General features: G+C 66.3%; 9 protein-coding genes and 1 pseudogene. 5 read left to right on the forward strand and 5 right to left on the reverse strand.

The features are described from left to right. Nucleotides 1-484: 484 nt before the first annotated feature. Both ACWDUM_RS02830 and ACWDUM_RS02835 read right to left on the reverse strand, forming a co-directional pair. Entirely contained in the window at nt 485-2,752 is a 2,268-nt protein-coding gene (locus ACWDUM_RS02830) for a LamG-like jellyroll fold domain-containing protein (protein WP_450132808.1), read from the reverse strand. After that, a complete protein-coding gene (locus ACWDUM_RS02835) occupies nt 2,749-4,149 on the reverse strand; it encodes a Wzz/FepE/Etk N-terminal domain-containing protein (RefSeq protein ID WP_450132809.1) in 1,401 nt (466 codons plus the stop codon). The genes ACWDUM_RS02830 and ACWDUM_RS02835 overlap by 4 nt, the downstream gene beginning before the upstream one ends. Before the next feature lie 423 nt (nt 4,150-4,572). On the opposite strand from ACWDUM_RS02835, the gene ACWDUM_RS02840 reads away from it, so the two are divergent. Next, nucleotides 4,573-5,889 carry an O-antigen ligase family protein gene (locus tag ACWDUM_RS02840; RefSeq protein WP_450132810.1) on the forward strand — a complete coding sequence of 439 codons (1,317 nt, stop codon included), beginning with the start codon at nt 4,573-4,575 and terminating at the stop codon, nt 5,887-5,889. Further along, nucleotides 5,886-6,965 (forward strand): glycosyltransferase family 4 protein, encoded by a 1,080-nt coding sequence (locus tag ACWDUM_RS02845; protein ID WP_450132811.1) that lies wholly within the window; start codon nt 5,886-5,888, stop codon nt 6,963-6,965. Before ACWDUM_RS02840 ends, ACWDUM_RS02845 begins: the two co-directional genes overlap by 4 nt. 169 nt (nt 6,966-7,134) lie before the next feature. On the opposite strand, the pseudogene ACWDUM_RS02850 reads toward ACWDUM_RS02845, so the two are convergent. Beyond that, a pseudogene (locus ACWDUM_RS02850) lies at nt 7,135-7,572 on the reverse strand (helicase-related protein); the annotation flags it as partial. Between the two features lie 162 nt (nt 7,573-7,734). On the opposite strand from ACWDUM_RS02850, the gene ACWDUM_RS02855 reads away from it, so the two are divergent. Then, nucleotides 7,735-8,994: a hypothetical protein gene (locus tag ACWDUM_RS02855; protein ID WP_450132812.1), complete on the forward strand. Its 1,260-nt coding sequence runs from the start codon at nt 7,735-7,737 to the stop codon at nt 8,992-8,994. After that, complete coding sequence (locus ACWDUM_RS02860; protein ID WP_450132813.1) at nt 8,994-10,337, forward strand: lipase family protein; 1,344 nt, start codon at nt 8,994-8,996, stop codon at nt 10,335-10,337. Before ACWDUM_RS02855 ends, ACWDUM_RS02860 begins: the two co-directional genes overlap by 1 nt. Before the next feature lie 76 nt (nt 10,338-10,413). Here ACWDUM_RS02860 and ACWDUM_RS02865 read toward each other — a convergent pair whose 3' ends face one another. Further along, nucleotides 10,414-10,788 carry a DUF3703 domain-containing protein gene (locus tag ACWDUM_RS02865; RefSeq protein ID WP_450132814.1) on the reverse strand — a complete coding sequence of 125 codons (375 nt, stop codon included), beginning with the start codon at nt 10,786-10,788 and terminating at the stop codon, nt 10,414-10,416. A gap of 263 nt (nt 10,789-11,051) precedes the next feature. On the opposite strand from ACWDUM_RS02865, the gene ACWDUM_RS02870 reads away from it, so the two are divergent. Beyond that, nucleotides 11,052-12,449, forward strand: coding sequence for an ATP-binding protein (locus ACWDUM_RS02870; protein ID WP_450132815.1), 1,398 nt, complete (start codon nt 11,052-11,054; stop codon nt 12,447-12,449). On the opposite strand, the gene ACWDUM_RS02875 is transcribed toward ACWDUM_RS02870, so the two are convergent. Next, on the reverse strand, nt 12,446-13,126 hold the full coding sequence (locus tag ACWDUM_RS02875) for a response regulator transcription factor (RefSeq protein WP_450132816.1): 681 nt from the start codon (nt 13,124-13,126) through the stop codon (nt 12,446-12,448). The genes ACWDUM_RS02870 and ACWDUM_RS02875 overlap by 4 nt on opposite strands. Between the last annotated feature and the right edge of the window lie 11 nt (nt 13,127-13,137).

Raw genomic sequence — 13,137 nt, forward strand, 5'->3', positions numbered from 1 at the left:
CTCTCCCGCCACTCCCACAGTCGTGCCTGAGCAGCAGTTACGGTGCCTGACACCGGGTCGACGGTACGGGCCTGAGTCCGCGCGATCGCACTCCAAAGGTCCGGGTAGTCCAGCCAGGCAGGGCCGTGATCGAGGCTCCAACGGTGTGCCGACGGAACCAGGCTCAGCGTGGGACAACATCGGCTTTCCAAGCCCGCGAGCGCCGCATCCACCGGACGCCGGAAAGCGATGGGCAGGATGCGGCGCTTGAGCCTGTGCACACGGGAGGTGACCGCACGTCCGGTGCCCCCGGCACCAGGCGGACCAACCCCGGTGATTTCCACCTCCAGACCCATGTGTTCGAGCGCCCGAATGAACGCGTGGACCCGCCGCCCGCCACCGTCGAGCCGCCGCAAGGACACATCGAGGCAGATCACCCGGATACCGGGGTACCCAGAACAGCCCCGCCTCGGCAGTGCGCACTCCCTGGCCATCGAGTCGTGCCCTAGAACCGCGCCCATTCCGGCGCGATGTCCATCTGAAGGATGTCGCCGGTTTCGGAGTACAGGCCATAGTCGTCGTTTACGGCACCCCATTGAACAGCTCCCCGCACGACCGGGCTCGAATCTCGCAGCCGCCTCACCTGGGCATAGAACGGACCCGGGCGCGCGCCGGGCGCGTGACGATTCTCGCCGAATTCCCCGATTAGCAGCGGCCTGTTCACAGAGAGCTCGTATGGAGTGAGGATCCGAGAATCCTCACCCAGTACCGCACCTTCGTAGACGTGCAGGTCGAAGAAGTCCACCATATCGGCGTACAGCTCGTAGTAGCGGACCGCCGAAACCTTGTCCAGCAGTCCACCGGGCGCGACATCACTGATGGACTGTGGGATCTGCGGCGCGGCCCTGCGGATTGCCGCGCTCCAGGAACCGATCCACCGCACGACCTGGGCCTCGGAAAACAGAGGATACCCACTGGCGACCTCATTGCACAGGTCGACGGCGAGTACGTTCGGGTTGCGCGCGAGCACACCGCCCACACCACCGAGGAAGCGTGCAATGAAGTCCGCGTCGGCATTGCGCTTGTGCCGCAGGTCGATTGCACAGTAGTAGAACCCACGACCGAACTCGGCGCACCGACTAATCACCTGCTCGAGCCGGTCGTGGTAGGTCGCCTCGGTGATGGCGCCGGTGTAGACCGCGTTGACATCTCCGATCAGCCGGATCACGTTCGCCCCCTGGTCGACCGCCCGACGAACCGATCGATCGATCCAGTTCCAGTCCCACCGCGACCAGAGATTGAACCATGCGGACGCGGTGGGGTCCGCATCCGCGAGATCGACACGGGAGGGAATGATATTGCTGCCCTTTATCCCGACCGCGAGTAGCGGAGCGGCAACTCGATCCGCGATGGCCGGGCCGACCGCGATCCCCCACTTGCCGGCAAGGCCCCGGAAAGCGGTGCGCAACTCCTCACCAGTGAGAGGTCGATTCCAGCGCACGATCTCACACACCTGGCCGGAAAAGTACTCGCCGCCATTCGTCACGCCGATCGACATCGTCACCTCCAGCGGGAGTGCGACATCCGGTGCCGCCGCCCAACCCACCGGCTGCCCGTTCACATAGATGTGGGCATTGCCCCCCGCGTCCAGGCTGAATCCAATGATGGCTGGCATATCGCCGACCGCCCCCGCCGCAGACCAAGCAATCGCGCGCTTCCCGGAGTTGAGCGCCACCACCGAACCGTCGTCGTCGACGCGGAGCTGGAAGCCACCATTCGCCTCGTTCGATCCAACGATCGTCCCTCCCCCACCCGGCCCGCAACATACAACCGCGAAGACCGTGAAAGCGCCTGCGCCGCAAAACGCATTCGATGTGAGAGACATCCCCCTCCCATCAAAACAGAGCGCCGGCCCAATCCCACGGCCGCCGGCCGAGAACCGGGGTTTCCATGCCTCGACGTCCTGAGTGGCCTCCACACATCGACTCGGCTGTGCGAGCTGCGGTATCGCCGCGACACGTTGGCCGTCGTTCAGATGCACCGCATCGAGGTCGCGCACCACGAAACTGCTGACCACGGAGCTGGTGTCGGCGTCGCGAAAACCGAAGCCGTATCGCTGTAGTTCCCAGTCCGCGGGCAGGCTACCGGCAGCAGCGCGAGTCCCGTTCGACATAACGACGAATCGCATCCGTCCGACCTCGACGCGAATCACGTTCGCCTCACCCAGTCTCAGCCCCGATCCCCGGCGCGAGGGCGGGGCGGACCGCGAGCCGCCCGTGACCGTGACGCCGTCGAAGTCGCTTGATTTCGCCAGGACGATCTCGCGCCGCGAGTGGTCTCGCCCCTCGAGGACCACGCAGATGCAGGCACGCTCGAGCCCGAGAGCCGCCGTCAGATCGATAGCGACATCCGACGGCTTGGCCGCCGGTAATTCGCCCGACGCGGAATGCCCTGAGAGCATCGCCACGCCGGCATCAACCCGGGCCAGGTCACCGGTCTGGGACCACCCGTTGCCGCCGAGGGACACCCCCAGGTCGCCTGCGCTGGTTCCGGCAAATTCGGAGCTGTCCACTGGGAAGACGCACAGCTGGGTCGCATCGAAGTGCAGGTCCAGGCCGTGCATCGTCGCAGGATCCCATTCACAGGGTGGGACATCGCCACACCCAGGAAGGGCGGTGTTCGACATTTGAGCACTCGATGCCACCATCGGGGCCAGCACGAAAGCCGCACCTGCCGCGGCCGACACTTTGATAAAGCCTCGTCGATCGATCATGATTCGGCACCCGCAACGGTCTCCGGTTGAAGCGGGAAACTCAACTCACGCGCGGACTGGAGGGGTCGCGGTCCGACGTGCTTGACGAGGCGTCGGACGAATACGCTCCCGAGAACCGTCGCATCGGTTCGACCGAGATACTCGATGCTGCCCTGCAGCTCACGCCCTGTTGTACTCCGATAGGCACCCACGAGAATGACGCCATCGGCTGCGGAGGCGATCACCACAGCCTCGGTAGAGCCGGCCGCCTCGGGGATCGCGACCACTATCCGGCGGAAGTGCGTTCGCAACACGCCGAAGAGCTCGGTGACACCCTCGCGGTTACTGAGCGCACCGGGCGCGGCATCGGGGAGTCTGGTCATGGCGAAGACCCCGGTGAACTGGGTCGGCCTGGGGATGTCCAGGCTCGAGCGCACCGCCTCGACCGCACTCGCGACGTGCTGGGGGATCTCACTCGTGCGACCGGTGCCAGCGACATATGCACGCTCGGTATCGTCGAACGCCGGGTCCGCGACGACGAGCAATGTCGGCGTCCCCTCCTCCGCGCAGGAGACCGCTAGCCCTTCTGCCATCCGTACGACCGTCCGCGGGCCACTCGCCCCGCAACCCACACTCGACACCGCGATCACCACGGGAATCACGTCGGAGCCGGACGCCGGGAGATTCACCCTCAGCCGACGATAAGCCTCCGCGGTGTCCGCCTGCAGTGACGAGTCCGCCTCATCCTCGGACGGCAATTCGGCAAGTGGCGCCGCACCGGTGACCCGTTCCACTGCATCGCGATTGCGGATTCTGTCGTCGAGCCGTTCCCTGATGAAGGCGAGGACCAGTCCGACGAGCATCCCGAGCAGCGCACCGAGCGCAATGCTTCTCGGCCCCAGGTGGAGCCCACCTGGCACGCCGTCCTCGGCAGGGTCGATGATCACTACCTTCGCGACTGGCGCCCCGCCGTTCTGCGGCGTCTCGAGTTCGGAGGCAAGTCTCACGAACTCGCTCGCCAGGGTGTTGGTGACGTCCCGCGCCTGTTCAGGCGAGTCACCGACCGCCGACACGTCCATCACCGCGGCGTCGGGGGCAGACCTCGCTGTCACGCCGGCCGCCAGCGAGTCGGCATCGACGTCCAACCCAAGCGCATCTATCGTGCGCTGGGCCAGGACCCTGCTGTTGATGAGATTCTGGTAGGAGACCACTCGCTCCTGGGCGTAGATGCCCCCCTGCTGGGCGTCATACCGCGAGATGTCGCTCGCGCTCGACACGAACAGACGGGTGGACGCCGTGTACTGAGTGGGGGTCAGGAAGGCCACCAGACCCAGTGCGACAGCGCCCAACGCGGTTGTCGCAACGATGATTCGCCAGCGAAAACGCGCGATCTGAAGAAACTCTCGCAGTTCGAGCACGGGGGCACCTCCCTGATGCACCGCGACGGTGGACCGACCCGCGAACCGCCCCTACGACTCCGCCGACACCGGCCGTCACCTACACCTGTTCGACAGCAGCCGCCACCTCTTCGCCATGAAGATCCGCAAGGCACACTCAGCAAGGGAAAGGAATTCGACCGCCGTTTTCACGGTCCGATTCGTCATTCCACGCGAGCCCAAAATATCACCACAGCGACCGACGGTCGACGTAGGCTTGAAGTCCTGGTCAATCACCACCCATCGTCTGATCGGTCCAGGACGCCATCGATCCAGTCGCAGGTGCTGCGGTACCCACGACCGGTGTGGCGCGCCGCTCCACTTCGAGCAGTCATTCGGACCGTGACGTGATCGGACGTTCGGCAAGTGTCCGTGGGGACGGAAAGCCGAGAGGAGTCCCACCCAGTGCCACCCGACATAGCGCTGATCGGCCTGCTCTCGATGCTCGTCGTCGGAGCGGTGTGCTGTGCAGTGGAACCCCGACCGTTCGCCAACATACTGGCCGTCGCGATCGTCCTGTGCATCTGGTTTCCGCTTGCGGTCGAGATCGCATTCGCCCCTCGCGTCGTGCTCGCCGTGCTGCTCGCCGTCGGATCAGTCGGGTGCATTATGTGTGGCGGCGCCTCCATCGCGACCAAGACCTTCGCGTCCGTGGTCATCACTTGCTTTGCGGCGATCGTGTTGACCGAGTTTCTCGGATTCGAGGTCGCCTCCCCGGCGATCGCCGATTCGTACTTCCGATACGTGGCCATCGTGCCGCTGTCCGCGGCGTACGGCCACCTCCTCGTGCGTGGCGGGCGGGCACGGCAATTCGGCCAGGCCTTCTTGGCGATCGGCCTCGTCGCATCACCCCTCGCGGTGGTCGAGTACGTGATCAATCGGCCGCTCTTCGCGAATCGAGGACGCTTCGAGACATATCTCGGTGAACAATACCGCGCGAGCCTCTTGTCGGGGCAACCACTCGTTCTCGCGATACTCCTGCTGTGCGCCGTGGCGATCGCGTTCGTCATGCTCCGTGGACACCTTCGGTGGATCGCGATCGCCATCCTCGTTTCGGGAGTGGCGGCGACCGACAGCCGAGGCGCCCTGGGTTTGACGTTCGTGTTCCTTGCACTCGCAGTCATCTGGGAACGCTTCCCGCGCCTCCACGAACACGAAAAGCTATTCCGCGCAATATTTGTCACTGCATCTGCGGTGGCGCCATTTATGATGATGACGCGGTACGCGGGCTTCGCCGGAATCACGAGTTCCGATCCGGCGACTGCCAGCCAACAGTACCGCGGCGCGCTGTACTCGATCGCGGGTCGAACCCTGTCCGACCGGCCGTGGGGCTGGGGCATTCAGGGGCTGCCTCCGGGCATCTACACTTTCCGATCGCCTTTCGGACTTATCGACGCATCTGACAGTCTGGATTCCGAGTTCGTCCAACTGTTGGTCGAGTTCGGGTACCTGGGCGCCCTGGCGCTGATCGTCGCCATCGTCGTCGTCGCCTTGCGGCTGAGATGGGACCGCTGGTGGACACTGACAGCAGTACTGATCACGGCCGCGGGCTACTACCTGTCCATTCATTCATGGTTGGGCATCCTGAGCCTGTGGGCGCTGTCCGTCGGCGCAGCGTTTGCGGATCCGCCAACAATCCCCGAGACGCGACCGCCTGGTGCTCAGGCGGTGTCCGATCCGCCCCGGAGTCTGGCACGCCCTGTCCCGGGGGGTATCGGATGAAACTGCTGATCGACGGGTACTGGTGGGAGGACGGCCCGCACTCGAATCGAATGGTTCTCCACGAAATCGTTCGAGAGTGGGTGCGAAGCCATCCGGACGATGACCTCCTTCTCGCAGTACCTGCGCGACGAAATTCGCGACCGGGGGAACCCATTCCGCCCGGCATTGCGGTTACACGAACGCACCTGCGCCGGCATCCTGTCATCAACATTCTGGAACTGCCCGCCATCGCGCGGAGGCGGGGGCTCGACGCAGTGCTGGCGTTCAACTTTGCCGCATACACCGGACGCGGAGTCGTCTTCATCCACGATGTGCTCTTCCAGTCCAACCCCGAGTGGTTCACCTCGCGTGAGCGTGCATATTTTTCGGCGATCCCGCTCCTTGCGCGCAGGGCCACCTGCGTCATAACGACCTCTGAATCCGAGTGCCGCCGCATCATGCGCTGCAACCCGGCTCTCCATCGCGTCGTTGGCTGCGGCCTGTCAACCCCGACCGCCCTGTCTGTCGGTCCCGCACGGGATCCGGGCCTGGGTCTCACTCCGGGCCGGTACCTGCTCTGCGTCGGACGACTGAACGTGCGCAAGAACCTCGAACGAACGATCCGCTCCGCGTTGCGGTCCGGCGCGGTGTCCGAGTCCTGCCCCCTTGTCATCGTGGGTGAGCCCTCCGGTCGACTCACCGCGATCAACTCCGAATTCCGTGGCCCGATCAACGACCAGACGGTTGTCTTGGTCGGCGCAGTTTCCTATCCGGAACTGAAGTGGCTGTATCAGCGGTGCCTGGCATTCGTGTACCTGGCGCTGGACGAGGGGTTCGGCCTGCCACCGGTCGAGGCCCTCAATTGCGGTGCACAGGTGCTGGCAAGTGACATTCCGGTTTTCCGGGAAACGGTCGGTACGCACGCGCTACTGGTGAATCCCACCGACGAGGCCGCAATCGCCGAGGGCATCCGCCTTGTCGCGAGCGGCCGGTACAAGCCTTCGCCTAGCACCGACCGGGAACAGGACAACTGGGCGTCGGTGTGCCAGAAAATCAGGAACGAGGTGCTGACTTGTCCCCCACGGCGCGCGCGCTGACCGGTGCAGTCGGACGACCAATACCCGCGCCAGTCCGTCAAGCCGGCTCGTCTTGGATCCTCGCCCGTCTGCTTCCTGCGCAGCGAGTCATGGGTCTGGGTGACCTCCCAGCCGCGCTACGATCACAGCCGGTCCATCACAACGGCAGCCTCGACGAGGCTGTCCCCGAGTAGGCGTACCCGCGTTCCCGGCTGCGCCCGACCCGACCGCGCAGCTGGTGCAGCTGCGATAGACCGAGCGAATCTGCCCGCTCGACGATCAGGGTGTTGGCGTTGGAGATGTCGGGCCCGGTCTCGATAATCGTGGTGCACACCAGCACGTCGAACTCGCGCTCCCAGAAGCCCTGCACGGTCTTCTCCAGGGTCTCCTCGTTCATCTGACCGTGCGCGACCACCACCCGAGCCTCCGGAACCAGGTCACGAATCCGCTTGGCAGCCATGTCGATCGAGCTGACCCGGTCGTGCACATAGAACACCTGACCGTCGCGCACCAGCTCACGCCGGATCGCGGCAGCGACCTGCTTGTCCGCGTGCGCACCGACGTACGTGAGGATCCGGTGCCGCTCCTCCGGCGGAGTGAGGGTCGTCGACATCTCCCTGACGCCGGCATGGAAATCTCCAACATGCGCAGTCGGCCCATCGAACACGCGACGCACCAGGTGCGACCGCCGTCCGCGTCGGCCACCCAGACACCCAATCGCATTGCAGTAACACTTCAGCTGCCCCCTCGGATACTTACTGGAAAGTAGGAACAATGTCCGGGGGGACCAATGAAGCTCGCCACCCGCGCCGCCCGCGCCATCGCGGCCATCGCGCTCGCCGCGGCGGTCACCACGACCGTCGCCCCGGTCGCACCTGCCGCGCAGGCCGACAACCTCGACAACTACCTCGACCTGCCGCTGGTCAACCGAGATGCCTCGGTCTCACCGGGCGGCGTAAATCCCGCTCTGCCCAATGACCCCGATGTGCTGCGCGGGTTCCTCGACCAGGCCCGCGCCGCGGGTGTCGCGCCGACCAGCTACGCGGCCCTGCTGCACCAGTACTGGCTCACCGACGTCACCCGCACTGCCGGTATCGACCTCGCGTCGTGGGATCCGCGGGCCGGCGTGAAGGCCAACCGGGACAACCTGATCCGCTCGTACCGCTACTACGAGGACCTGCAACTCGACCACCGCGAGCTGCAGTGGGCCGGGATGGGCGGCCAGGTCGGTGCCGACTTCGGTGGCGGTCTCGCCGACTTCGACCTCCTCACCGACGGCTACGACCTGCCCGGGCTGAGCCGGCTGTCGCGGGCCGTCGTCACCGCCGTCGTCGATGCCGCGGGCCCGCAGGCCGTGGCCCAACTCCCCGCGGGCCTGCGCGCCCTGGCCTCGGCGGGCGAGAGGATCACGACCGAGGACCTGCGCTACATCCTGGGCATGATCCTGGTGATGCAGAAGAACATCTTCTCCGACCTGATGCCGATGCACCGCGCATACGTGACCGGTGGCCTGCCGGCGCTCGAGGAGATGCACCGCGCCGGCCTGTTCGGCGACGACATCCTCGACGCCTGGTACGACATCGCGTCGAATGATGCCGAGCGTGTCGCCCGGGGCAACGGGACGCTGCTGCGCCGCGAACAGGGCGTCATCATCAAGGATCAGTGGGACGCTGTGCGCAGCTACAAGGGCGATGTCGGCGAGGCGATCACCTACCTGTCGACCGTTGCCGCCTCGCCGTCGGTCGCGGGAGTGACGCCGCCGCGGTCCATCCGCCCGATCCAGGTGAGCGTCACGCTGCCCGACGGTCGTGCCACTACAGTGACGACACCGCTGCCCTCGTGGAACTGGTCGGTCTTCGAGGATCGTTGGGACTACATCAGCGCGGAGTTGTTGCCGCGCTACAAGTTCCAGCTGGAGAACAACTGGCCGGTGCTCGAGGCGCAACTACAGGTACCCTACGAGACCCAGTTCGAGTCGAAGCGTCCCCTGCTGACGTTGCCGCAGTTCTTCGACTCCGCCCTGCGCAACACGAAGGTCGAGGTGTCCTGATGCGGATCGCTCCCCTGGTCCCCACTGCTGCGATGGCGGCGGTGGCCGCACTCGCCTTCGCCGGACCGGCGTCCGCGGACCCGGCCGCGCCGCCGGTGTCCACGCCCGCGATCGGCGAGGTCGTGACCGGCTTCTCGCTGGAGGCGCTCGAACAGGGACGATTCGCAACCCGCGCCGAGTTCGACGCGGGTCTGGCCGCCGACGACCCGTTCTACGCCGAGCCGGCGCTGACGGGCTCCGAACGTCCCGGCACCCTACTCAAGGCGAAGAAGGTCGACGTCCAGTTCGCCGCTTATCGACCGGCGAACCTCGACGCGTGGAAGCTGATGTACGTCACGTCGGATCTCGATGGCAGCCCCACCATCAGCACCGGCATCGTGATGATTCCGGTGGACGGCACCCCGAACTCCGAACGTCAGGTGATCTCCTACCAGCAGGCCAACGACAGCATCGGCGCGAAGTGTCATCCGAGCTCGCAGTGGACGGGCGCCAACCCGCTCGACGGATCGTCGTGGTCCGCGCTCGGCCCGCTGGCACAGATGTTCAACCGGGGCCAGGCCGTGGTGATCAGTGACGTCGGCAACGACGCGGATCCGAACCCGCACGGCGTGTTCGCGGGCCGGTTCGGCGGCAAGGCACAACTGGACGCGATCCGCGCGGCGCTCACCCTCGACGCGGCCGGGCTGAACCCGAAGGCACCGGTCGGACTGTTCGGCGTCGCCGGTGGCGGTGTCGGGGCGGCCTTCGCCGCCGAGTACCACGACTCCTATGCGCCGGAGCTCGACATCCGCGCGACGGTACTCGAGGGGATGGTGGTCGAACAGCGGAACTTCATCCGGATGGCGGACGGGTCGGTCGGCGCGGGATTCGCCTTCGCCACGTTGCTCGGCCTCGAACCCCGTTACCCGGAGATGCGTATCGACGAGAAGCTGACCCCACTCGGCAAGGAAGTCGCCGACTGGTACCGCACGCAGTGCCAGACCCCCGCCTACTTCACGTTGCCGTTCGCACCGCTGAATGCACTGTTCACAGGCGGCGCCTCCCCCGCCGACATCCCGGACTTCCAGCACGTCTACGCCGACAACGAACTCGGCCGCGGTGACGCGCCCCGGTCGAAGGTGCTGATCGCGTCGTGCCGCGCCGACGACTCCCCGATGTCGCTGGTACCGGCGCAGGATTCGCGAGATCTCGCCGACCGGTACCGGGCCGGCGGCACCGATGTCACCTACGCGGGCAGCGACTGCAGCATCGAGCGTTTCACCGAGAACATGTACGGCTGGGGAACGGACCTGTTCGGCATGCAGACGATCGACTGGCTGACGAAGACCGTGCGGGAGGGCTGACCCGCTCCGAGCGGGTCTGCCCTTCGTCGCCGACCGCCGGGAGCCACTCACGGGGTTCCAGGCGGTCGCCGACGGTCTAGGCGGCCTCGGAGAGGAACCGAGCCATGTCCTCCGGGATCGGGACGTGCGTCGTGAGTCCCACGGCCGTACGTCCGGTGTTGCCGGAGGGGTATCGCCGCAGGGCGGCGGCGGGCGCGGCCACGACGATCCGCAGGACCTGTCCGGCGGCTTCGCGCCAATCCCGTTGCCGCAGAGCAAAGGCGAGCATCGCGATGTGATTGCGGGTGTGCGGCCACGCGTGGTGCTGGGACAGGATGTGGGCCTGCTCGAGGTGCGTCCACTTCTGTGCTTCGTCGTACGCCGTGCGGGCGTCGTACATCTCGGCGGAGTACGCGGCGCGAACACGCGCGGGCATCGTCATCGACAGTTCCTTCGGCTCGGTGTCGACCACCCCTAGCTGCTGAACTGGCTCAGGACGCCGCCGAGCAGGCTCTGCGTGCCTACGGCGGCCAGGCGGCGTCCGGTACGAGTAGCCATGAAGGTTGTCCCTTCGGCCTCGCCGCGACGATCGTCGCGAACGATGCTGGTCAGCCCGTCACAGCGGGTGGCGGCAGGTGTGGTGCGCTGTGCGCGAATTCATCCTGACCCAGGAATACTTAGGGGACGCTGAGTAGCGCTACAGACGGTCCGGGCGGCACGGTTACTGTCGGAGCCGTGCTATCCCGAATCCCGGCGTGGGCGAGCCGGGCCCGGCGGCGGGCGAAACCGGTCCGCATCCGCCTGACGCTGCTGGCCACCCTGTTGGTTGCGGTCACGCTGACCGCCGCCGCCGCGGTGGTGCTCGTCGCCATCCACAACTCGTCACGGCACTCCGCCGACGTGGCCACCACTGCGAGAGCCAGGCAGATCGCGGCGGTCGCCGAGTCCGAGGGACTCGGCGCTCTCGACGCGTCGCTGCTGACCGCAAGCCGGTATGTCGACATCATCCAGGTCGTCGACGGTGCCGGGCGGGTCGTCTTCAGCGACGTGCGCTACCCGACCGGACCGCTCAGTCCCGGTCTGGCGCCTGGCGAGGAGACGCGGGTCGGCGGCCTCAGGACGACGCCCGACGGTCCGGGATTCCGAGCCGCGCTGGTCGGCGTGACCACCCCCGACGACGGGCCGGTCACGGTCGAGGTGGGCGCATCCGAAGGACGCCTCGACTCGCTCGTCCACCTAGTCGCCAAGCTGGGCGCCGTCGTGATCCCGCTCATCGTGCTCGGGACGGCGCTGCTGACCTACTGGTTCGTCGCGCGCACCCTGAAACCGGTCGACGACATCCGCAAACGGGTGGACGACATCTCGGGCGGAAACCTCGATCAGCGTGTCCCCGTACCGGACACCGGCGACGAGATCGCGACGCTGGCCAGCACCATGAACGCGATGCTCGACCGCATCGACACCGCCCGGACCCAGCAGATGCGGTTCGTGAACGATGCGTCACACGAGCTGAACAGCCCGCTCACCACGCTGGTCGGCCTGCTCGATCTGTCCCGAACGAAGCAGCTGCCCATCGATCCCGAGACCGTCGAGACGGTCATGCTGCCCGAAGCCCTCCGCCTCCAGGGCATGGTCTCGGATCTGTTGTTCCTGGCACGCGCCGACGAAAAGGGCGTCCCGCTGCGAGTCGCCGATGTGGACCTCGACGAGGTGGTCAGCGCGGAGGTCGCCCGCCTCGAGGCACTCGGTCGCCACACGATCACGGCGAGCATCGTGGCGGCCCGAGTGCGAGGCGACGGGGAGAAACTGGCCCGCGCCCTGCGAAACATCGCGGACAACGCTGCCCGCCACACCCGTGACCACCTCGACTTCGCCATCACCGTCGACGCCGATCGCGGCCACGTGTGCGTGACCGTCTCCGACAACGGGCCCGGCATCGCCGACGCCGACAAGGAACGTGTCCTGCAACGGTTCGTCCGCCTCGACACCGCCCGCGAACGGGGTAGCGGCGGTTCGGGGCTCGGTCTGGCGATCGTCAGCGAGATCGTGCATGCACACCACGGACAGGTGGTCGTCGCCGACGGACGAGACGGTGCCACCGTCGGATTCACCCTGCCGTTGCAGGATGGCTAGCCGCCGCCGTCGGCGGCAAGCCGATACCCGACACCGCGGACCGTCTCGATCGCCTTGCACCCGAACGGCGCGTCGATCCGCTTTCGGAGGTAGCTGACGTAGACCTCCACGACGTTCTCGTCACCGCGATAGTTGACGTCCCACACGGACTCGAGGATCCCGGCCTTCGTCACAACTTCACCCTTGTGCCGCATCAGGTACTCGAGCATTCCGAATTCCCTTGGTGTCAAGTTCAGTTCGACATCGCCTCGCCTGGCGACATGAGCCGCCGGGTCGACGGTGAGGGATCCTGCGGTCAGCACCGCCGGTCGTACCGGTGCACCACGGCGCACCAGCGCCCGCAGCCGCGCGATCAGCACGACGAACGAGAAGGGTTTCGTCAGGTAGTCGTCGGCACCGAAATCGAACGCATCGGCCTGGTCGTACTCGCCGTCCTTTGCGGTCAGCATCATCACGGGCGTCCACACACCCTCGTGCCGCATCTGCCGCACCACCTCGTACCCGTTGAGGCCGGGCATCATGATGTCGAGGACCACGACGTCGAAATGCTCTGTGCTCGCCTTCTCCAGGCCCTCGCGACCGTCATGGACCACGTCGACGACCCAACTCTCGGCCACGAGCATGCGGCGCACCGTCTCCGCGACGTTGCGGTCATCCTCCACCACGAGTATTCGCACGGCCTTCACTA

It is taken from the genome of Rhodococcus sp. NPDC003322 (genome assembly GCF_053589555.1).